Source organism: Enterobacter vonholyi (genome assembly GCF_040834095.1).
GTDB classification, from domain to species: Bacteria; Pseudomonadota; Gammaproteobacteria; order Enterobacterales; family Enterobacteriaceae; genus Enterobacter; species Enterobacter vonholyi.
The window spans coordinates 2,794,182-2,814,578 of sequence record NZ_CP162152.1; the positions used below are offsets into that span (position 1 = coordinate 2,794,182).

17 protein-coding genes and 2 tRNA genes are annotated in these 20,397 nt (G+C 59.0%); 11 read left to right on the forward strand and 8 right to left on the reverse strand.

Annotation, left to right across the window (positions count from 1 at the left end; genetic code table 11):
- Positions 1 to 5: 5 nt before the first annotated feature.
- Together AB3N39_RS13210 and AB3N39_RS13215 are read left to right on the forward strand one after the other, a co-directional pair.
- The gene (locus AB3N39_RS13210) at positions 6 to 1,319 is read left to right on the forward strand and encodes an MFS transporter (protein ID WP_127731546.1); all 1,314 of its coding nucleotides are present in this window, start codon (positions 6 to 8) and stop codon (positions 1,317 to 1,319) included.
- Positions 1,316 to 2,104 (forward strand): substrate-binding domain-containing protein, encoded by a 789-nt coding sequence (locus tag AB3N39_RS13215; RefSeq protein WP_133294737.1) that lies wholly within the window; start codon positions 1,316 to 1,318, stop codon positions 2,102 to 2,104. The genes AB3N39_RS13210 and AB3N39_RS13215 overlap by 4 nt, the downstream gene beginning before the upstream one ends.
- Here AB3N39_RS13215 and AB3N39_RS13220 read toward each other — a convergent pair.
- The 3 genes from AB3N39_RS13220 to AB3N39_RS13230 all read right to left on the reverse strand — a co-directional run bounded on the left by AB3N39_RS13220 (position 2,079) and on the right by AB3N39_RS13230 (position 4,743).
- On the reverse strand, positions 2,079 to 2,978 hold the full coding sequence (locus tag AB3N39_RS13220; protein ID WP_367896780.1) for a LysR family transcriptional regulator: 900 nt from the start codon (positions 2,976 to 2,978) through the stop codon (positions 2,079 to 2,081). The genes AB3N39_RS13215 and AB3N39_RS13220 overlap by 26 nt on opposite strands.
- A 92-nt stretch (positions 2,979 to 3,070) precedes the next feature.
- Positions 3,071 to 4,600: a cryptochrome/photolyase family protein gene (locus AB3N39_RS13225; protein ID WP_133294739.1), complete on the reverse strand. Its 1,530-nt coding sequence runs from the start codon at positions 4,598 to 4,600 to the stop codon at positions 3,071 to 3,073.
- The gene (locus tag AB3N39_RS13230) at positions 4,597 to 4,743 is read right to left on the reverse strand and encodes a DUF2256 domain-containing protein (RefSeq protein WP_071530926.1); all 147 of its coding nucleotides are present in this window, start codon (positions 4,741 to 4,743) and stop codon (positions 4,597 to 4,599) included. Before AB3N39_RS13230 ends, AB3N39_RS13225 begins: the two co-directional genes overlap by 4 nt.
- A 215-nt stretch (positions 4,744 to 4,958) precedes the next feature.
- Between AB3N39_RS13230 and mtfA the strand changes: the two genes are divergently transcribed.
- Positions 4,959 to 5,756 (forward strand): DgsA anti-repressor MtfA, encoded by a 798-nt coding sequence (gene mtfA, locus AB3N39_RS13235; RefSeq protein WP_111966040.1) that lies wholly within the window; start codon positions 4,959 to 4,961, stop codon positions 5,754 to 5,756.
- On the opposite strand, the gene AB3N39_RS13240 is transcribed toward mtfA, so the two are convergent.
- Positions 5,753 to 6,964 (reverse strand): MFS transporter, encoded by a 1,212-nt coding sequence (locus AB3N39_RS13240; protein ID WP_367896781.1) that lies wholly within the window; start codon positions 6,962 to 6,964, stop codon positions 5,753 to 5,755. The genes mtfA and AB3N39_RS13240 overlap by 4 nt on opposite strands.
- A gap of 138 nt (positions 6,965 to 7,102) precedes the next feature.
- Here AB3N39_RS13240 and AB3N39_RS13245 point away from each other — a divergent pair, with 138 nt between their 5' ends.
- The 6 genes from AB3N39_RS13245 (at position 7,103) to AB3N39_RS13270 (ending at position 15,309) form a co-directional block, all read left to right on the forward strand.
- Entirely contained in the window at positions 7,103 to 8,845 is a 1,743-nt protein-coding gene (locus AB3N39_RS13245) for an IucA/IucC family siderophore biosynthesis protein (RefSeq protein WP_133294741.1), read from the forward strand.
- Positions 8,845 to 9,792: a GNAT family N-acetyltransferase gene (locus AB3N39_RS13250; protein ID WP_288461088.1), complete on the forward strand. Its 948-nt coding sequence runs from the start codon at positions 8,845 to 8,847 to the stop codon at positions 9,790 to 9,792. Before AB3N39_RS13245 ends, AB3N39_RS13250 begins: the two co-directional genes overlap by 1 nt.
- The gene (gene iucC, locus AB3N39_RS13255; RefSeq protein WP_133294743.1) at positions 9,789 to 11,531 is read left to right on the forward strand and encodes an IucA/IucC family siderophore biosynthesis protein; all 1,743 of its coding nucleotides are present in this window, start codon (positions 9,789 to 9,791) and stop codon (positions 11,529 to 11,531) included. Before AB3N39_RS13250 ends, iucC begins: the two co-directional genes overlap by 4 nt.
- Positions 11,528 to 12,853 (forward strand): lysine N(6)-hydroxylase/L-ornithine N(5)-oxygenase family protein, encoded by a 1,326-nt coding sequence (locus AB3N39_RS13260; RefSeq protein WP_133294744.1) that lies wholly within the window; start codon positions 11,528 to 11,530, stop codon positions 12,851 to 12,853. Before iucC ends, AB3N39_RS13260 begins: the two co-directional genes overlap by 4 nt.
- 26 nt (positions 12,854 to 12,879) lie before the next feature.
- Positions 12,880 to 15,069, forward strand: a complete 2,190-nt coding sequence (locus tag AB3N39_RS13265) for a TonB-dependent siderophore receptor (protein ID WP_115875755.1) — start codon at positions 12,880 to 12,882, stop codon at positions 15,067 to 15,069.
- Between the two features lie 164 nt (positions 15,070 to 15,233).
- A tRNA-Asn gene (locus AB3N39_RS13270) sits at positions 15,234 to 15,309 on the forward strand.
- A gap of 191 nt (positions 15,310 to 15,500) precedes the next feature.
- On the opposite strand, the gene AB3N39_RS13275 is transcribed toward AB3N39_RS13270, so the two are convergent.
- A complete protein-coding gene (locus tag AB3N39_RS13275) occupies positions 15,501 to 15,890 on the reverse strand; it encodes a RidA family protein (RefSeq protein ID WP_367896782.1) in 390 nt (129 codons plus the stop codon).
- A gap of 141 nt (positions 15,891 to 16,031) precedes the next feature.
- Here AB3N39_RS13275 and AB3N39_RS13280 point away from each other — a divergent pair, with 141 nt between their 5' ends.
- The gene (locus AB3N39_RS13280) at positions 16,032 to 16,952 is read left to right on the forward strand and encodes a LysR family transcriptional regulator (protein ID WP_136195825.1); all 921 of its coding nucleotides are present in this window, start codon (positions 16,032 to 16,034) and stop codon (positions 16,950 to 16,952) included.
- A 54-nt stretch (positions 16,953 to 17,006) separates the two neighbouring features.
- Here the strand turns inward: AB3N39_RS13280 and cbl are convergent, their stop codons facing one another.
- Entirely contained in the window at positions 17,007 to 17,957 is a 951-nt protein-coding gene (gene cbl / locus AB3N39_RS13285; protein WP_136195826.1) for an HTH-type transcriptional regulator Cbl, read from the reverse strand.
- Positions 17,958 to 18,053: 96 nt separating this feature from the next.
- Positions 18,054 to 18,971 carry a nitrogen assimilation transcriptional regulator NAC gene (gene nac, locus AB3N39_RS13290; protein ID WP_111966053.1) on the reverse strand — a complete coding sequence of 306 codons (918 nt, stop codon included), beginning with the start codon at positions 18,969 to 18,971 and terminating at the stop codon, positions 18,054 to 18,056.
- Positions 18,972 to 19,291: 320 nt separating this feature from the next.
- Here nac and AB3N39_RS13295 point away from each other — a divergent pair.
- A tRNA-Asn gene (locus AB3N39_RS13295) sits at positions 19,292 to 19,367 on the forward strand.
- Between the two features lie 117 nt (positions 19,368 to 19,484).
- Here the strand turns inward: AB3N39_RS13295 and ldtA are convergent.
- A complete protein-coding gene (gene ldtA / locus AB3N39_RS13300; RefSeq protein ID WP_115875759.1) occupies positions 19,485 to 20,381 on the reverse strand; it encodes a L,D-transpeptidase in 897 nt (298 codons plus the stop codon).
- Positions 20,382 to 20,397 lie beyond the last annotated feature (16 nt).

A 20,397-nucleotide genomic window follows, 5' to 3' on the forward strand; every position in this document is an offset into this window, starting at 1 on the left:
TAACCATGTTTTCCTCAACCTCACCTGCAACCGTACGTTCGAAGGCGGGCGCCATACTTCGCGTCACGTCCGGCAACTTTCTTGAGCAATTCGATTTCTTTCTGTTCGGCTTCTATGCCACCTATATCGCCCACACGTTCTTCCCGGCAAGCAGTGAATTTGCGTCGCTGATGATGACCTTCGCGGTCTTCGGCGCGGGCTTTTTGATGCGTCCCATCGGGGCCATCGTGCTTGGCGCCTATATCGACAAGGTGGGGCGCAGAAAGGGGCTGATCGTCACGCTGTCCATCATGGCGGCGGGGACGTTCCTGATCGTGCTTATCCCCTCTTATCAAAGCATCGGTCTGTGGGCGCCGCTGCTGGTGCTGACGGGCCGTCTGCTGCAGGGCTTTTCCGCCGGCGCGGAGCTTGGAGGCGTGTCGGTCTATCTGGCTGAAATCGCCACGCCGGGCCGCAAGGGTTTTTACACCAGCTGGCAGTCCGGTAGCCAGCAGGTCGCCATTATGGTCGCCGCGGCGATGGGCTTTGCGCTGAATGCCCTGATGGCGGAGAGCGCCATTCGCGAATGGGGCTGGCGCATCCCGTTCCTGTTCGGCTGTTTAATCGTGCCGTTTATCTTCTTCCTGCGCCGCAAGCTGGAAGAGACGGAAGAGTTCAGCGCGCGCCGCCAGCATCTGGAGATGCGTCAGGTCTTTAAAACGCTGCTTGGCAACTGGCAGGTCGTGGTCGCGGGCATGCTGATGGTGGCGATGACCACCACCGCGTTCTATCTGATTACCGTCTACGCACCCACCTTTGGTAAAAAGGTGCTGATGCTGAGCGCGTCGGACAGCCTGCTGGTCACGCTGCTGGTGGCGGTTTCTAACTTCATCTGGCTGCCGGTGGGCGGTGCCCTGTCGGATCGTTTCGGCCGCAAGCCGGTGCTGATTGCCATGACCCTGCTGGCGCTGGCGACCAGCTACCCGGCCCTGACGCTGCTGGCGAGCGCCCCCAGCTTCTCCATGATGCTGAGCGTGCTGCTGTGGCTCTCCTTCCTCTACGGCCTTTATAACGGCGCGATGATCCCGGCCCTGACGGAGATTATGCCTGCCGAAGTGCGCGTGGCGGGCTTCTCGCTGGCTTACAGCCTGGCAACGGCGGTCTTTGGCGGCTTTACCCCGGTGATGTCCACCGCGCTGATTGAATACACCGGTGACAAAGCTTCGCCTGGCTACTGGATGAGCTTCGCCGCGGTGTGTGCCCTGCTGGCCACGCTCTACCTCTACCGCCGCCGTGCGGTATCGCTGCAAAACACCGTCAAGTCACAGGGGGCAGTATGAAACGCACTTATCGCTATACCGCCAGCGCGCTGGTGCTGATGTTCCTGAGCGTCAATGCCTTTGCCCAGGACGTAAAGGTCATGATCTCAGGTGGCTTCAAAGCCGCCCTTGAAAAACTGGCTCCGGAATATGAACGCCAGACCGGGGATAAAATCGTGATCATCCCCGGCCCCTCAATGGGCGCTACGCCGCAGGCCATCCCAAACCGCCTGGCGCGCGGCGAGAAGGCCGACGTGGTGATTATGGTGGGCGATGCGCTGGAGAAGCTCGAAAAAGCCAGCCAGACCCAGCCGGGTTCGCGAACTGAACTCGCGGACTCTCCCGTTGGCATGGTGGTGAAAAAAGGTGCGGATGTCCCTGATATCAGCAGCGAGGCGGATCTGCGTAAAACGCTGCTGCAGGCCAGCTCCATCGCCTACTCTGACAGCGCCAGCGGCAGGTACGTCAGCCAGACGTTGTTCAAAAAGCTGGGGATTGAAAAAGAAGTGGCGGGTAAAGCGACAATGGTCGAGCGTATCCCGGTCGCCTCTGAAGTGGCGAAAGGAAAATACGCCGTGGGCTTCCAGCAGGTTAGCGAGCTGCTGCCCGTTCAGGGCGTCACCTTTATCGGCAAAATCCCGGATAATCTGCAATACATCACGCGCTTCGCGGGTGCAGTTACCCGCCATGCAGAACATCCCGGGGAGGGGAAAGCACTGCTGACCTATCTTGCCTCACCGCCCTCACGCGCCGTCATCGAGAAGACGGGGATGATCCCCGTTACGTCCGGCGATACTGCTCGGTGATCTGCTTTTCCAGTTCAGCCGCGATATAAGACTGGATGCGCCCCCGGCGCCGGATAAGCCCTACGGTGCGTTTGACCTCCGGCGCCACCAGCGGCAGATGCGTCAGCAGCGTGTGCTCTGAGGTCGGCATTGACATGGCGGGAACGGCAGCGATGCCGATCCCCGCCTCAACCATACCGAGCATCGTGGTAACGTGGCGCGTTTCGCAGACGCTGGGCCGCTCGGGAACGATATCCCCCAGCATCCGATCGAGCAGGTTACGGTTACCTGACGTTTTATCGAGAGAGATATAATCCTGCTGATAAAATGCCTGCCACGTCAGGTGACTCTTCTGCGCCAGCGGATGATCCTTTCTGCACGCCGCGACGTAGACATCCTCCACAAGCGGGAAAAATTCGATTTCAGACGGCAGGTTTCCTGCGAAGCAGATACCAAAATCCGCCTGGCTTCGGACCACGGCGTCAATCACATTCCCCGCGCTGCTGTCGATGAGCTTAATGCGCACGCGCGGATAGCGAGACTGAAAGCGACGGATCATATCAGGCATAAAGTAACAGGCGGCGGAAGGTACCGTGGCAACCGTGATCAGCCCCGTCCGCTCTTCGCTGGCTTTATCGACATCCGCCAGCATTGACTCAACGTTGTCGAGCAGCTGCGCGGAGCGCTCGGCAAAGTTTTGCCCGTATAACGTTAAGGCCACGCGGCGGGTGGTACGATCGAACAGCCGGTTTCCCAGCGCGGCTTCCAGCTTTTCAATCCTGCGGCTCAGCGCCGACTGGGATAAACAGATAGATTCAGCGGCGACACGGAAGTTACCGTATTCCACTAACGCTCTGAAAGCATAAAGATCGTTAAGGTCAAAATTCACGGGCATAGCGTCTGGATGTCCTGTCGGGGAATACGCAACAAAGTCAAAAATAATAGCGTCTTACTGAACCACCGCAACCTGTACGGCGATGAAATAGGTCAGAGGTCGTTGAGATGCAGGCGAACATACCCTGCACGATCGGCAATGGCCTGCCGCTCCTCTTCCTTCATGTCCGCAAGCTGTTTAAAGACAATGCCCAGGCGGGGATTGTTACCCAGACGCGCCTGATTGCGCGCAAAGAAATCCCAGTAAAGGGCATTAAAGGGGCACGCCAGCTCCCCAGTGCGCTGGTTATGTTGATACCGGCACCCCTGACAGTAATTACTCATCTTATGAATATATGACGCGCTCGAGACGTAGGGTTTACTCGCCAGTAACCCGCCATCGCCAAACTGGCTCATGCCGAGGGTGTTGGGCAGCTCCACCCATTCGAAGGCATCAATATAGACCCCCAGATACCATTCATGAACCGCCTGCGGCGACAGGCCGCTGAGCAGGCTAAAGTTGCCGATGACCATCAGGCGCTGGATATGGTGGGCGTAAGCCTCCGTGAGCGACTGCCCAATAGCATGTGACAGGCAGCGCATCTGCGTCCTGCCGGTCCAGAACCAGTCCGGCAGCGGAGCGTGCTGGTCTAAGGCATTCAGCTCCCGATAGCCCGGCATCTGCGACCAGTAGATCCCACGCACGTACTCCCGCCAGCCGAGAATTTGTCGGATAAACCCTTCAACGGCGGGCAGCGGCGCATGGCCCGAACGCCATGCCTGCTGGGCGGCTGCGACCACTTCCCGCGGATTAAGCATTTTAGCGTTCAGCGCGAATGAAATTAACGAGTGGAAAAGAAAAGGTTCCTCCGCGTGCATCGCGTCCTGCCAGGCGCCAAAATGGGGGAGCACGTGAGTGATAAATTCCTCAAGCCTGGCTTTGGCTTCCGAACGGTTAAGCGGCCAGCGAAAATTGTCGGCCTGCGGTTCGCCGAAGGTCTTTACCCCACAGCGTTGGATCTCCGCCCATAAGGCTGAATAATCGTGGCCGGGACGCGAGTCGCCCGGCGCGGGCGGCTCGCCGGACCAGCGCTTGCGATTTTCGGCATCGAAATTCCATTTACCTCCCTCCGGCTCGCCTTCTGATGTCAAAAGAATGCCGTGCTGACGACGCATTTCCCGGTAAAAGTACTCCATTCGCCAGCTTTTGCGTGAAGCAAAGAACGCGCTGACCTGTTCCCGCGTGGTGAAAAAATGCTCGCTGCTGACGCAGGCCGTTTCAACGGAGGCCGTCTTCGCCCACGCCTGCAGCTGCGTATCCAGACGCCATTCGTCGGGCTCCTGCCATATCACCCTACCCGCGCTGTAATGCGCGACAAGCGCGTTGAGATTGTCTTCAAGCGCGCCGCGGTTTGAGCCGTCAGAGAGCCGGACATACCTCATCCGATGCCCCTTCTCCTTTAATGCAGAGGCAAACGCGCGCATGGCGGCGAAGATAGCGATAACTTTCTGGGCGTGATGAAGCACATAGGCGGTTTCGGCCCGGAGTTCCAGCATCACGTAAATGACGTTCGGACTGCAGGTATCAAACCAGCTGTGATGCGGATTAAGCTGATCGCCCAGGATCAGACGCAGCTCGGTCAACGGTGGCTCCTGCGACAGCGCTCGGAACAGTATTTAACCTCATTCCAGCATTTAGCCCATTTCTTGCGCCACGTCATGGGTCGCTGGCAGTGCACACACAGCCGACTGGGCAGGTCCTGCTTGTTACCTTTAAAATCGCTCATCTTTTCAATACCGTACTGATTTCTTCACTGAACCTGTGGATGAAGGCTACGACAGACTTCACAAAATGAAGGTGATGCCCGCAAACCGCTACCCACCGCTACGTACGAATGATAGTTTATTCAGGCTGGAATTGTCGCAGTGCGCGATTTTCTGGCATCTTAACCGAACCTGACTTTCCCATTTTTGTTCAAGTAACGAGTTTGCGAGCAAAGCGATGATAAAGTGGCCCTGGAAAACGAATGAAGCTGGCCGGGATATGGCGCTGCCATGGAATGACGCGCTGACAATCCCTGTTCTGGCTAATCTTAAGCCGGATGAACAAGCGAAACTGGTTCAGCTTGCGGATCGTTTTTTACAGCAAAAACGCCTGGTTCCACTGCAGGGTTTCGAGCTCGATCCGCTTAAAAACGCCCGCATCGCCCTGCTTTTCTGTCTTCCGGTGCTTGAGCTCGGCATTGAGTGGCTGGACGGTTTCCACGAAGTGCTTATCTATCCCGCACCTTTCGTGGTGGATGACGAATGGCAGGACGATATCGGGCTGGTGCACAACCAGCGCGTGGTGCAGTCCGGACAAAGCTGGCAGCAGGGGCCGATTATTCTGAACTGGCTCGACATTCAGGACTCGTTCGACGCCTCCGGTTTTAACCTGATTATCCATGAGGTAGCCCACAAGCTGGATACCCGCAACGGCGATCGCGCCAGCGGCGTTCCATTTATCCCGCTTCGCGAAGTGGCGGGCTGGGAGCACGATCTGCACGCGGCGATGGATAACATCCAGGATGAAATAGACCTGGTCGGCGAAAGCGCGGCCAGCATTGACGCCTATGCGGCAACCGACCCGGCCGAGTGCTTTGCGGTGCTCTCGGAGTATTTCTTCAGCGCGCCCGAGCTCTTCGCGCCCCGTTTCCCGGCGCTGTGGCAGCGTTTCTGCCAGTTTTATCAGCAGGATCCCCTGCAGCGTCTGCGGCAAAATGAGGAGTCTGGCGGCCATTCCTCCCGCCAGATCCATTAAGGTTTTTCAGCAGGGGGACGCTCGGTTGACCGTACCCCTATGCTCAACGCTAAAAACAGCAATGCCATTCCCCATGCGGCTACCGTTAAAGACTGCTCGCCGTAAAAACGCGTCACCACGGGCACCAGCAGCGCGCTGACGCCGTAGCCTAACGTGTGGCTGGTGGCGATAACGCCCGCCCCTTTCCCGGTGGTCAGCCTGTCGTTAAGCAGCAGCTGGTAGCCCGGCGTGGCCATCGCCGCCCCGAGTGACGTGATAACAATCCCCACGTAGAACAGCGCTAAACCGGCGACAGTCATCAGCCCTAGTCCTGCCACCATCAACACCGCCGCGATGCAGAGCAACGTCATCGGGGTGAAATGCTGCGGGCGGACCACCAGAAACTGTGCCGCGAGCGTGGCCAGCGCGGCAAGGCTCAGCAGAAACGCGACATGTTGGCTGATCTCCCGGGCGTTGCCGTCCAGCAACGGGCTAAGATGCGGCGACAGGCCAAGCTGCATCAGGCTCACCAGCGCCGCCAGCAGCAGCGCCAGCAGCAGGAACGGCAGCATGGAGGCCTGCAGACGGGTTGCCTGGTGAGCTACCGGCGGCAGCGGCGGATCAGCGACTTCGCGAAGCACCAGCAGCAGAGCGATAAGCGGCGCAACCGCCATCAGCCAGAGCGGCGCCACCGGATTAACGCTGAGCATCAGCGCCGCCAGCGGCGGGCCGAGTAAACGCCCGCAGCTGAGGCCGGAGCTTATCGTCGCCAGCGCGGCCATTCTTTTCTCCAGTCCCGCACGCTGAATTGCCCACGTCTGGGCTGCAGGCACCAGCCCCGAGACCGTCAGTCCGTAGAGCAGGCGCGAGAATATAAGCCCCGCCAGCCCCCAGACCGTATCCAGCCTTCCGGCCGCCATCGCCCAGACCATCAGCGCCATCACTACAAAACTGGCCAGATAGCCGCCCAGCGAGGCGAGCATCACGTACTTACACCCCTTTCGCTCGCTTTGACGCCCCCACCAGGGCGATGCGGGTAAAAAAAGCATGGATCCAAACATCAACAGTCCGGCCCAGACCGAGAGCGACAGCCCGGTCAGGTTCACCAGCTGCGGGAGCATCACCAGCAGGCCGTTTTGCCCGACACCTAATAAACCCGCACATAACGCCAGGGGCCAGTTGGCTTTTGAGGTGACGTTTTCGGTCAATATTTCAGAGTCAGCGCGCATGAGAATGTGAACATAGTGTCAATAAATGTGTGGAAATTATGAAGTTTATGAAAACAAATATTGCAAAAATGGTTGCGACTGTAAACAGAATGAATATCATAACGAGAATTATTATCAATCATGGAATGAGGTACATCTATGCGTGCTCTGCTCCGCGCCGCCGGTACAGACGTTGCAGCCCAGTGTTTTTTAAACGCCCTGTTGCGCGAAACGAAGGACTGGCGCTATCTCCCCGCTACCGATGCGGATGCGCTATCTGAGATCCATATCCCGCTTTCCCAAACCCAGGCGCTTCGGGTACCGGTACGCTATTTCTCTCCCACCCAGCACCATCAATACCGTTTCCCGGCAACGCTGATTCATAGCAAGAGTGATAACGGTGACGCCGTCACATTCTCTCAACTGGTTGATTTAATTATTGAAAAACCGTCCGTAAAAGGCTCGCTGGATGCCGATACGCTGGCGCGTTTTAAGCAGCGCGTTCTCGAAAGCCATGTCCACACCTGGCAGGCGATTGATTTACGCCACGGCTGGGCAACCCTGCGCGATAAGCCGCTGACGTTTGCCGACGCGGAACAGGCGCTGCTGGTCGGCCATGCGTTTCACCCGGCACCGAAGTCGCACGAGCCGTTCAACGAAACCGAGGCGCGTCGCTACCTGCCTGATTTCGCCTCCCGCTTCCCGCTGCGCTGGTTTGCCGTTGAGAGCACACTCGTTGCCGGCGACAGCCTGAACGTCTCCCTGCGTGAACGTCTGCTGCGCTTTGCGGCCCAGAGCGCGCCCGAGCTGCTCGGCCACTTCACCGACACCCGTTGGCTGCTGCCGATGCACCCGTGGCAGGCCGACTATCTGCTGGAGCAGGACTGGTGCCAGCGTCTGGCGGAAGACGGTTCACTGCAGGATCTGGGTGAAGCGGGCGCACAGTGGCTGCCCACCAGCTCCTCCCGCTCGCTGTACAGCGAGACCAACAGCGACATGATTAAGTTCTCCCTCAGCGTGCGCCTGACCAACTCCGTGCGCACGCTGTCGGTGAAAGAGGTGAAGCGCGGCATGCGCCTGGCGCGTCTGGCAAAAACGGAACGCTGGCAGGAATTACAGGCGCGCTACCCGACCATGCGCGTGATGCAGGAAGACGGCTGGGCGGGCCTGCGCGATGATAGGGGCGTCATTCAGGAAGAGAGCCTGATGGCTCTGCGCGTTAATCTGCTGTTCGATACGCCAGACACCCAGACCAACGTGCTGGTGAGCCTGACGCAGGCCGCGCCGGACGGCGGTGACAGCCTGCTCGCTGCGGCGGTGCGCCGTCTGAGCCAGCGTCTTGATTTATCGCTCGCTCAGGCCGCCCGCTGCTGGCTGGACGCCTACTGCGACCGCGTATTGCTTCCGCTGTTCAGCGCCGAGGCGGACTACGGTCTGGTCCTGCTGGCGCACCAGCAAAATATCCTCGTTGAGATGCAGCAGGATTTCCCGGTCGGGCTGATCTATCGCGACTGCCAGGGCAGCGCGTGGACCGAAAGCGCCGACGCGTGGCTGAAAGAAGCTGGCGAAACTGAGGTGGAAAACCGCTTTGGCGAGAGCCAGCTGCTGCGCTACTTCCCTTACTACCTGCTGCTGAACTCTACCCTTGCCGTTACCGCCGCCCTTGCTGCCGCCGGTTTTGACAGCGAGGAGAGCCTGATGTCCCGGGTGCGCGACGCGCTGGCGGAACTGCGCCGCACGGCGAAGCAGACCCGCTGCCTCGACTACGTGCTCGACAGCCCGACCTGGAACTGCAAAGGCAACTTCTTCTGCTACCTGCACGATCGCAATGAAAACACCATCGCCGATCCGGCGGTGATCTATTTCGACTTTAGCAACCCGTTCTACAAGGAGAAGGCGTGATGGCTATCGCGAATATCGTCCATTCCGGCTACGGCTTTCACTGCACCGCAACGGATCGCACCCTGCCGCTGACGTTGGGTCTCGACGGCAGCGCGGTGCTGGAGCGTCTGAAGAAGCTCCCGGACGGCTGGCTGGTGCAAGCCCTGGATCAGCTGTTTGTTGCCGCCCCCGCGCTGACCGGCATTACGTTGCCGTGGGCGGACTGGCAGGATGAACCCCAGGCTCGGGCGCTGTTTGGCCTGGCCCACGGAGATTATCTGGCGCGCGACGCCTTCTGGCAGCTGCCGCTGTGGCTGAAAGGCGAACGGCCGCAGGCGAGCGGCGGAATGCAGTTTGACGAGAGCCGTCAGCTGTACTTCCCGCTGCGTCCTCGCCGCCCGCAGGGTGAAGTGTATCGCCGTTACGATCCGCAGATTAAGCGCACCCTCAGCTTCCGCGTGGCCGACGTGGCGCTGGACGGCGAGCGTTTTACCCGCTGGATGAACAACCCGCGCGTGAACGCCTTCTGGGAGATGGCGGGCCCGCAGGCCGAGCAGGAAAACTACCTGCGCCGTCAGCTCGACTCGACCTACTGCTACCCGGTTATCGGCTGCTTCGACGACCAGCCGTTTGGCTATTTTGAACTCTACTGGGCGGCGGAAGACCGCATTGGCCGCCACTATCGCTGGCAGCCGTTTGACCGCGGGCTACACATGCTGGTGGGCGAAGAGAACTGGCGCGGCGCGCAGTACATCCGCAGCTGGCTGCGCGGCCTGAGCCACTATCTGTATCTCGATGAACCGCGCACCGCGCGCATCGTCGCCGAGCCGCGCTTCGACAACCAGCGCCTGTTCCGCCATCTGGCCTCTGCCGGTTTCGACACGGTGAAAGAGTTCGACTTCCCGCACAAGCGCTCGCGCCTCATCATGAGCCAGCGTCACCGCTTCTTCAGCGAGGTGGGCCTGTGAACGCGCTCTGGGAAAAAGTGAACCGCGAGATGGTGGCGAAGATCCTCGCCGAGCTGGAGTATGAACGCACCCTGCGCGCCGAGCCAGTTTCGTCTGACGCCTGGCGCATCACCATGGGCAACGAGTCATGGCAGTTTCGCGCCGCGCGCGGGATCTGGGGCTGGCTGCATATCGACCCGGACAGCCTGATCGCCGCCAGCGGTGCCGCCGTGGAGGCGGAGAGCGCGCTGCTGCAGCTGGCGAAGGTGCTGGAGATGAGCGACGCGCAAACGGCGGAGCACATGGAAGATCTCTACGCCACGCTGCGCGGCGATATGCAGCTGCTGCAGGCGCGTGAAGCGCTGGACGCGGACGCGCTGATCCATCTCGACCCGGACGAATTACAGTGCCTGATGCGCGGCCACCCAAAGTTTATTTTCAACAAAGGCCGCCGCGGCTGGGGTCTGGACGCGCTGCGTCAGTACGCGCCGGAATACCGCGGACGTTTTCGTCTGCACTGGGTTGCCGTTCAGCGGGAGCATCTGGTCTGGAGCAGCGACGTCGATTGCGATATCAGCGCCCTGCTGGCCAGCGCCATGGACAACGCCGAGCGCGCCCGCTTTGACGCCCGCTGGCAGGCGCTGGGTCTCAACGACGGCTGGCTGCCGGTGCCGCTGCATCCGTGGCAGTGGCAGCAGAAGATCGCCATTCATTTCCTGGCGCAGCTGGCGCGCGGTGAGATGGTTGAGCTGGGCGAATTTGGCGACGAGTATCTTGCCCAGCAGTCCCTGCGCACGCTCACCAACGCCAGCCGTCGCGCGCCGTTTGACATCAAGCTCCCGCTAACGATCTACAACACCTCCTGCTATCGCGGTATTCCGGGCAAATACATTGCCGCCGGGCCGCTGGCCTCGCGCTGGCTGCAGCAGCAGTTCGCCAGCGACGCTACGCTTGCCCGCTCTGGCGCGCAGGTACTGGGCGAACCCGCAGCCGGATACCTGTCGCAACCCGGCTATGCGGCGCTGCCGAAAGCGCCCTATCGCTATCAGGAGATGCTGGGGGTGATCTGGCGCGAGAACCCATCCTGTTATCTTCAGGACGGCGAACAGGCGGTGCTGCTGGCGGCGCTAATGGAAACCGACAACGACGGGCGCCCGCTGATCGACGCGTGGATTAAACGCTCGGGGTTAAGCGCCGAAGCGTGGCTGGAAAAGCTGTTTGAGGCAACGGTGATCCCGTTCTATCACCTGCTCTGCCGCTACGGCGTGGCGCTGATCGCCCACGGGCAGAACGTGACGCTGGTGATGAAGGACTACATTCCCCAACGCATCCTGCTGAAGGATTTCCAGGGCGATATGCGCCTGGTGGACGAGGATTTCCCGCAGGCCCAGAGCCTGCCGGAACAGGTGAAGGCCGTCACGGCGCGCCTGAGCGCGGATTACATCATTCACGATCTGCAAACCGGCAACTTTGTGACGGTGCTGCGTTTTATCTCGCGCCTCACGCTGCAAAGCGGCGTCAGCGAAACGCGTTTCTATCAGATCCTCGCCGGGGTTCTGCACCGCTATATGGCCGCGCACCCCGAGCTTGCGGAACGCTTCGCCAAATTCGATCTCTTCAAGCCGCAGATTATTCGCGTGATCCTCAACCCGGTCAAACTGACCTTCTCCGAACACGACGGCGGCAGCCGCATGCTGCCGAACTACGTCACCGACCTAGACAACCCTCTTTTTCTGGCCTCCAGGGAGTCAGCGCAATGAAAACCTATGATTTCATCGGCATTGGTATCGGCCCTTTTAACCTCAGCGTCGCCGCGCTGGCGGAAGGGCTGGACGGCTTTAGCTCGCTGTTCCTCGAGCGTAAACCGCACTTCTCCTGGCACCCGGGAATGATGGTGCCGGACTGCCACATGCAGACCAGCTTCCTGAAGGATCTGGTCAGCGCCGTTGAGCCGACCAACCGCCACAGCTTCCTGAACTATCTGGTGCAGCGCAAAAAGTTCTACCGCTTCCTGACCACCGAACAGCGCACCGTTTCGCGGGAAGAGTTTGCGGACTACCTGTGCTGGGCGGCAGACAACCTCACCAACCTTGCCTTCAGCCAGCGGGTGCAGCAGGTGAACTTTGATGAGAAAAGCGGCCTGTTTGAGGTGGTGACCCAGCGCGACCGCTTCCTGGCGCGCCACGTCTGCGTGGGGATTGGCAAACAGATCAACCTGCCGGACTGCGTCACGACTCAGGACGATACCTGCTTCCACGCCAGCGAGATGATGCTGCGCACGCCGGACCTTACGGGCAAGCGCGTTACCGTCGTCGGCGGCGGCCAGAGCGGCGCCGACCTGTTCCTGAATATTTTCCGTGGCGAATGGGGCCAGCCGCTGAGCCTGAACTGGGTCTCGCGCCGCAACAACTACAACGCGCTGGATGAAGCCGCCTTTGCTAACGAGTATTTCACGCCGGAGTACGTGGACAGCTTCTCTACGCTCGGTGAAGAGGCGCGTCGTCAGATGCTGCACGAGCAGAAAATGACCTCCGACGGCATCACCACCGAGTCCCTGCTGGCGATTTACCGCGCCATGTACCACCGCTTTGAAGTGCTGCGTGAAAAACCCTGGGCTCACCTGATGCCGTCCCGCTCGGTGACGGCCCTGACGCGCCTGGAAAACGGCCAGCGCCTGAGCATACAGCATCACCTCGACGGCGGACGCGAGCAGCTGGAGAGCGACGTGACGATCTTCGCCACCGGCTATCGCGCCGTGCAGCCTGCGTTCCTCGCGCCGCTGTCTCACCGCCTGCATCTGGATACGGACGAAGCCTTCTGCATCAACAACGATTTCACCCTCGAATGGGACGGCCCGCAGAGCAACCGCCTGTTTGCCGTGAATGCTGGGATGCACCGTCTCGGCATTGCCGAACCCCAGCTCAGCCTTATGGCCTGGCGTGCGGCGCGAATTCTGAATCGCGCGCACGGCGACGAGCCGTTTGAACTGGCTACCACACCTGGCGTTATCCACTGGCGAAGCACCACCAGCCCGGAGAACAGTCAGGTTTTTAAATCCTTAGCAAAAACCACCGAGTACTGACACACACAATCAGGGTCAACATAACAATGAAACGTTCTCATCTTTGGGTTTTAAATCCTTGCTTGCTTGCAATGCTTTCTACCTCTGCGTGGGCGGAAGAACAAAAGGAAGAAAATATCGTTGTCTCCGCCAGCCGCGCGCACCGCAGCGTGGCGGAGATGGCGCAGACTACCTGGGTCATTGAACGGGCTGAAATTGAACAGCAGGTTCAGGGCGGGAAAGAGATTAAAGAGGTGCTGGCACAGCTGATCCCGGGCATGGACGTCAGCAGCCAGGGGCGTACCAACTACGGCATGAACCTGCGCGGCCGCTCCATGATGGTGATGGTGGACGGCGTGCGCCTGAACTCGTCCCGCAGCGACAGCCGCCAGCTGGACTCTATCGATCCGTTCAACATTGACCGTATCGAAGTCATCTCCGGCGCCACGTCACTCTACGGCGGCGGCAGCACCGGTGGCCTGGTGAACATCGTCACCAAAAAGGGCCAGCCGGAGACCGAGGTCGAGTTCCAGACCGGGACAAAGAGCGGCTTTAATAGCCATAACGACCACGATGAGAACGTGTCGGCAGCGGTCAGCGGCGGCAACGATAACGCTTCCGGTCGTCTGTCGGTGTCGTATCAGCGCTACGGCGGCTGGTATGACGGCAACGGCAACGAGGTGATCATCGATAACACCCAGACCGGATTACAGTATTCTGACCGTATTGACGTGATGGGCACAGGCACCATTAACATCGACGATCACCAGCAGCTGCAGCTGACGACCCAGTACTACAAGAGCGAGTCCGACGGTAAGCATGGTCTGTATCTCGGGAAGAACTTCTCGGCGGTCACGGGGGATGCGACCGCGTACAACAAAGGTAATCTGGATTCTGACCGCGTACCGGGTACCGAGCGCCATCTGATCAACCTGCAGTATTCCAATACCGACTTCTGGGGCCAGGATCTTGTTGCGCAGATTTATTATCGCGACGAGAGCCTGACCTACTATCCGTTCCCGACCCTGACCAAAGGCGTGGTGAGCAGCATCGGCGCGTCGCAGCAGAAAACCGATTTTTACGGCGGCAAGCTGACGCTGAACAGCAAGCCGGTGGACGATTTAACGCTGACCTGGGGTGTGGATGCCGACCACGAAACCTTCGACGCCAACCAGCAGTTCTTTAACCTGAGCAAGGCCGCGGCGAGCGGCGGCATGGAGCTGGATAACGCCTACAACGTGGGCCGCTACCCGGGCTACAGCATCACCAACCTCGCCCCGTTCCTGCAGGCCAGCTACGATATTGACGCCATCACCCTGAGCGGCGGCGTGCGCTACCAGTACACCGAGAACAAGGTAGACGATTTTGTCGGTTACACCCAGCAGCAGGCCATCGCCACCGGGAAAGCAGCCTCCGCCGACGCGGTGCCGGGCGGTAAAACCGATTACAACAACTTCCTGTTTAACGCCGGGATCCTCGGTCGCCTGACCGAACAGCAGCAGCTGTGGTTTAACTTCTCCCAGGGCTTCGAAATTCCGGACCTGGCGAAGTACTACGGCTCCGGCACCTATCAGCTCAGCAACGGTCACTATCGCCTGCTGAACAGCGTCAATGTCAACGACTCGACGCTGGACGGTATCAAGGTCAACGCTTATGAGCTGGGCTGGCGCTACACCGGGGATAACCTGCGCACCCAGGTCGCGGCATATTACTCGCTCTCGGATAAAACCATCACCATCAACAAGACGGATATGACCATCAACCTGGAAGACGACAAGCGTCGTATCTACGGGGTGGAAGGTCAGGTGGACTATTTCTTCACCGACAGCGACTGGAGCACGGGCGCGAACTTTAACGCCATCAAGTCAGAAACCCGCGAAAACGGGAAATGGGAGAAGCTGACGGTTGACAGCGCCAGCCCGTCGAAAGCCAGCGCGTGGGTCAACTGGGCGCCGGGCGACTGGACCCTGCGCGTGCAGAGCACGCAGACCTTTGACGTGTCAGACTCCGACGGCAAGAAGATTGATGGCTATAACACGGTCGACTTCCTGGGCAGCTACGCCCTGCCGGTGGGTAAGGTCAGCTTCAGCGTGGAAAACCTGCTGGACAAAGACTACACCACCGCCTGGGGCCAGCGCGCGCCGGGGCTGTATAGCCCAACCTACGGTGCACCGGGTCTGTATACCTATAAAGGCCGTGGACGGACGTTTGGTCTGAACTACTCCGTACTGTTCTAATCCTGCGCGCCGCCTGCGGGCGGCGCATTTCGCTGTGTAATTTCAACGCAAATTTACTATAAAATCAGCGATTTGCTGAAATTGTCGGCAAACGAACAAAAAGCGCGTTTTCACCCTTTGACAAGGCGAACTGAGGTCGCTACTATGCGCCTCGTTCACACGATTCCTCTGTAGTTCAGTCGGTAGAACGGCGGACTGTTAATCCGTATGTCACTGGTTCGAGTCCAGTCAGAGGAGCCAAATTTGAAAAGCCTGCTTTTGAAGCAGGCTTTTTGCTTTTCTGCGTCCGGAAATTTGTCGGGTGGCGGCTTCGCCTTACCCGGCCCAGGGGACCCTGGGGCACGGTAAGCGCAGCGCCTCCGGGCAATAAACCGCTGCTCTCATCATTTTTCCTCTGTCTTATTTTCGACTGGCGGAAAGACCAGTAATACTCAGGGCAGCCTGGCAATCACCTTAATTTCAAACTGGAACCCGAACAGCCACGTCACGCCGACCCCGGTCAGCGTAGGGTAAGGCGCTTCCCCCCAATATTCTGGCAGGATACTCCAGATTGCGTCGAGGTTTGACTCGGGATCGACGACAAAGAGGGTCACGTCAACCACGTCATCGAACGTGCAGCCCGCAGCCGCGAGGACAGCAATAAGATTATCGAAGGCCAGCCTGACCTGCGCTTTCAGATCGGGCTCAGGCGAACCATCCTCGCGGCTACCCACCTGCCCCGAAACAAACAGGAAACCGTTGGATTTGATGGCCGGTGAATACCGATTGCGCTCATAGAGCGCCTGGCGTCCGAGGGGAAAAACAGCTTCGCGTGTTGTCATGTTTGTACCTTTGAAATAGGGCGAAATCAGCCCGTTGAACATAAAGACACTTTACAGGTGCAGGTTCGGGCAGATAAACAAGCGACTTTGTCCATCATTGTTTGTAATATCCAAACAATCGGTGAAAAGAGAGGACAAGGGATGGATCGTTTCGACGCGATGCGCGCCTTTGCTCGCGTGGTGGAGGCAGGTAGCTTCACAAAGGCTGCCCAAACGCTTCATATGAGCAAAACTACAGTGACGCAGCTCATTCAGCAGCTCGAAGCGCGCCTGCGCGTCAAATTGCTCCATCGCACCACCCGCAGGCTCGGCGTTACTCCTGATGGCGCGGTCTACTACGAGCGCGTCATCCGCCTGCTGGCGGACATGGAAGATGCTGAAAACAGCCTGTCCAGTGCGACGATGACGCCCAGGGGACGCCTGCGGGTAGATGTGCCGACTCCTCTCGCACGCCTGGTGCTGGTGCCCGCGCTACCGGCTTTTCACGCACGCTACCCTGAAATCCAGTTCGACATGGGCGTGAGTGACCGGGTGGTGGATCTGATCGGCGACAACGTGGATTGTGTCGTGCGGGGCGGCGAAATCAACGACCAGTCCCTGATCGCACGCCATGTCGGTGATTTGCAAATCGGTATTTACGTCGCACCGAGCTATGTGGAACGCCTCGGCGCCCCTGCGCACCCGCGAGAGCTGGAAAATACCGACCATCGCATAGTGGGATTCTTATCCTCACGCACCGGTAAGATTGATCCTCTGGTACTGCACGGTGAGAGTGAACATATTGAAATCACGGGCAACTATGTACTTGCCGTGGATGATGGCTATGCTTACCTCGAAGCTGGGCTAGCGGGATTGGGCGTGATTGCGCTGCCGGTCTATATGGCGGCAGCGCATCAGACTGCTGGCTCTTTAATTCCGCTATTTGAAGACTGGCGTATTAAGCCAATGCCCCTGTATCTGGCATTTCCGCCGAACCGCCATGTCAACGCCAGACTGCGTGTTTTTATTGACTGGATCGTTGAGTTGATGCAGCAGCATATCCCCACTACTTACAACAAGTGACGACATCCCTGCCCTCTGATTCGGTCAGCGCAGCGCTGCCGGGCAAGCCAGCAGCTATATCTGATAATCAATCGCCACTTCTTCCGGCTCCATGACCTGACGTTTAATCTCATCCACCGACAGCCCGGCATTGCACAGCTCGATAAAGCGCCACACATAGTTGCGCTGCAGCTGTCCGCGCTTCAGGCCAAGCCATACGGTGTTGGCGTCAAACAGATGACGCGTGTCAAGACGCACCAGGTTACCGTCTTCGCGTTCTCCGCTGGACTGTTCCGCCACCAGCCCAATGCCCAGCCCCAGCTCGACGTAGGTTTTGATCACGTCAGAATCCTGCGCGCTCAGCACGATGTCCGGCGTTAATCCTTTACGGTTGAAGGCTTCATCAATACGCGAGCGTCCGGTGATCCCCTGGCGGTAGGTAATGAGCGGCCATTTCGCAACGTCTTCCAGCGTCAGGGGAGAGACCTGATTGAGCGGATGATCGACCGGGAGTAATAAGCTGTGGTACCAGCGGAACCAGGGGAACGCCACCAGCAGCGGGTCGTTGCTCAGGCGTTCGCTGGCAATGCCGATATCCGCCCCACCGTTTTGCAGCAGCACTTCAATTTCCTGCGGCGTGCCCTGGATAAGCTCCAGACGGACGTCAGGGAAAAGTTCGCGGAACACTTTGATCACCGGCGGCAGGCTGTAGCGCGCCTGGGTGTGGGTGGTGGCGATGGTGAGCACGCCCGAAGCGTCATTGGTGAAGAGATCCGCCAGACGACGCACGTTGCTGGCCTCGTTGAGGATCCGCTCTGCGATGGTGAGCAAAGCCTTACCCGGCTCCGTCATGCCGAGCAGTCGCTTGCCGCGACGGATAAAGATCTCTATGCCCAGTTCCTCTTCCAGCTCGCGGATATGGCGGCTGACGCCGGACTGAGAGGTATAAAGCATATTGGCGACCTCGGTCAGGTTGTAGTCCCGCCTGGCCGCCTCACGGATGATTTTAAGTTGCTGGAAATTCACGATTCACTCCGGCGCATCTGACATAGCTCTATTGTTAGAGTCTGCCGCGCTGCAGAACAAATAATAAAAACCAGCATCTTATGCTTTTATGGAATATCAGCTCACGAGCTGGAGTTCACGGTTCTCAAGCGACGGCTTGCTGACCAGCGACATCAAAATTTCTTTTACCGCCTGCGCCTGCGGCGACAGCGAACCGCGAGCAGACATGTTCAGCGACAGCGGCAGGCTCATGGAAGGCGTGGTGATCCGCGCCATCCAGCCGTTTGCCGCGCTGCACAGCGAGCGGGCTGCGGATTCCGGCAGCACGGTCACCCCCATCCCGCTGGCAATGGCCGCGGTGAGCGTGGAGATTGAGTCAATTTCACCGATGATTTTGGCCGTCAGGCGGCGCAGGGAGAACGCTTCGTCCACGCGCACGCGCACGGCGCTGTAGTCGCGCGGCAGATAGAGGTTCATCTCTGCCACGGCGGTAAGGTCTACGCTCTGACCCGGACAGTCGCGGGTGCCCACGAGGTAGAGATCTTCTTTCAGCAGCGGCTGGCTGGTGATCCCGGCGACCGGGGAGCGATCGTAAAGAACCGCCATATCCAGCTGGCCGTTGAGCAGTTTTTCATTCAGTACGGAACCGCTGTTTTCGTGCAGATAGACCAGAACTTCAGGCAGCTCGGCGCGGACGGCCTGCAGCAGCGGCATGGTAATAGAGGACGCGGCCGTTCCCGGCGCCAGGCCGATAGAAACGTGCCCGCTCAGCGTCTGGCCTACGTTGTTCACCGCCAGCTGCGCCTGTTCACACTGGCGAAGAATGGTGCGCGCGTGGGTATAGAGGATTTTGCCTGCTTCCGTTGGCGTAACGCCGCGTTTGGTACGAATCAGTAGCTGCTGATCCATCTCGCCTTCCAGAGTAGCCACCTGCTGGCTCAGCGCAGGCTGCGCGATATGCAGCACTTCTGCCGCTTGAGTCAGGCTGCCGATATCGACGATTTTTACGAAGTATTTCAGTCGTCTTAAGTTCATTTTGCCCCCTGTTCGAAATGCTGTGCCGGAACCGGCTGTCGTTGTTGAACAGGTTTTGCAATATGAATGCCACTTTTACCAGGCGGTCTGAATTGGGCGCTAAGCGCCTGAAAATAAGGAAACCTAATCATGGAGGGGGGTTTTATTACCGAAACAGCAGTTTATGATCTGCCCCATTAGGGGTATACCCGCACCATGACGGTGCACTCCGCTGCCAAAAACATCACTTTGCCGATTTTGTCAGCAAACGATCAAAAGGCGTAGATCCACCCTTTGACAAGGCGAACGCAGGTCGATAATATGCGCCCCGTTCACACGATTCCTCTGTAGTTCAGTCGGTAGAACGGCGGACTGTTAATCCGTATGTCACTGGTTCGAGTCCAGTCAGAGGAGCCAAATTTGAAAAGCCTGCTTTTGAAGCAGGCTTTTTGCTTTCCCGCGTCGGGTAAAATTGTCGGGTGGCGGCTTCGCCTTACCCGCCCTACGGGACTCGTGTGTCCCCGCACTATGCCTTTACATGCCAAGCTTCACCGGCATCCCGGACCGCCGTTCCAGTTCGGCTCCTGCCCCCTCGTTTATCAGCTGCGTCCGCTGCGCGGCGGAGATGGGCAGCGGCACTTTCCGGGTCGATTCAAATTCCGCGCGGTTGCGTGATAATGGCTCGTGAACTTCCACCCAGCGGCTGCCGTCCGGCTCGGTGGTGACTTTAACCGGCCTGTCGATAAGCTGCACGCGGGTTCCTACGGGAACGTTATCGAAAAGGTATTTGATGTCGTTATTGCGCAGACGGATACAGCCCTGGCTCACCCGCAGCCCGATGCCGAAATTCGAGTTTGTGCCGTGAATGGCATACAGCCTGCCAATATAAATCGCATACAGGCCCATCGGGTTATCCGGCCCGGCGGGTACGAATGCCGGAAGCGTTTTCCCTTCTGCCGCATAGGCACGACGCGTGTTCGGCGTCGGAGACCAGGTTGGCCCCTCCTGCTTACGCTCAACGGCCGTCACCCAGTTACGCGGAGTTTCGCGTCCGGCCTGACCGATACCGATGGGCAGTACTTCAACGGTATTGCCGCCTGGCGGATAATAGTAGAGACGCATTTCCGCGGCATTCACGATAATGCCCTCGCGGACGGTGTCGGGCAAAATCAGCTGCTGAGGGATCGTCAGCCGGGTGCCGGATTTAGGCAAAAAAGGATCTACGCCCGGGTTCGCTTCCAGCAGATTGCTCAGCCCCTGCCCGTACTGCGCGGCAAAGGCTTCCAGAGGCAGCGTGTTACCTTCAGGAACGGTGATGATAATCGGGGTTCCCACCAGACGACTGCCTTCCGGCGGTAGGGTATAGGTTACGGCAAACGCACCGGGTATAGCGGCACACAGCGCAAGGACGAACCAGGTAAGTCGCATCATAATTTCCTGTGCTCAA

Bases quoted from the DNA above. Each gene is read 5' to 3' on its own strand.
- AB3N39_RS13210 (WP_127731546.1), top strand. From the start codon at position 6: ATGTTTTCCTCAACCTCACCTGCAACCGTACGTTCGAAGGCGGGCGCC.
- AB3N39_RS13215 (WP_133294737.1), top strand. From the start codon at position 1,316: ATGAAACGCACTTATCGCTATACCGCCAGCGCGCTGGTGCTGATGTTC.
- AB3N39_RS13220 (WP_367896780.1), bottom strand. From the start codon at position 2,978: ATGCCCGTGAATTTTGACCTTAACGATCTTTATGCTTTCAGAGCGTTA.
- AB3N39_RS13230 (WP_071530926.1), bottom strand. From the start codon at position 4,743: ATGAGCGATTTTAAAGGTAACAAGCAGGACCTGCCCAGTCGGCTGTGT.
- mtfA (WP_111966040.1), top strand. From the start codon at position 4,959: ATGATAAAGTGGCCCTGGAAAACGAATGAAGCTGGCCGGGATATGGCG.
- AB3N39_RS13240 (WP_367896781.1), bottom strand. From the start codon at position 6,964: ATGCGCGCTGACTCTGAAATATTGACCGAAAACGTCACCTCAAAAGCC.
- AB3N39_RS13245 (WP_133294741.1), top strand. From the start codon at position 7,103: ATGCGTGCTCTGCTCCGCGCCGCCGGTACAGACGTTGCAGCCCAGTGT.
- AB3N39_RS13250 (WP_288461088.1), top strand. From the start codon at position 8,845: ATGGCTATCGCGAATATCGTCCATTCCGGCTACGGCTTTCACTGCACC.
- AB3N39_RS13260 (WP_133294744.1), top strand. From the start codon at position 11,528: ATGAAAACCTATGATTTCATCGGCATTGGTATCGGCCCTTTTAACCTC.
- AB3N39_RS13265 (WP_115875755.1), top strand. From the start codon at position 12,880: ATGAAACGTTCTCATCTTTGGGTTTTAAATCCTTGCTTGCTTGCAATG.
- AB3N39_RS13275 (WP_367896782.1), bottom strand. From the start codon at position 15,890: ATGACAACACGCGAAGCTGTTTTTCCCCTCGGACGCCAGGCGCTCTAT.
- AB3N39_RS13280 (WP_136195825.1), top strand. From the start codon at position 16,032: ATGGATCGTTTCGACGCGATGCGCGCCTTTGCTCGCGTGGTGGAGGCA.
- nac (WP_111966053.1), bottom strand. From the start codon at position 18,971: ATGAACTTAAGACGACTGAAATACTTCGTAAAAATCGTCGATATCGGC.
- ldtA (WP_115875759.1), bottom strand. From the start codon at position 20,381: ATGATGCGACTTACCTGGTTCGTCCTTGCGCTGTGTGCCGCTATACCC.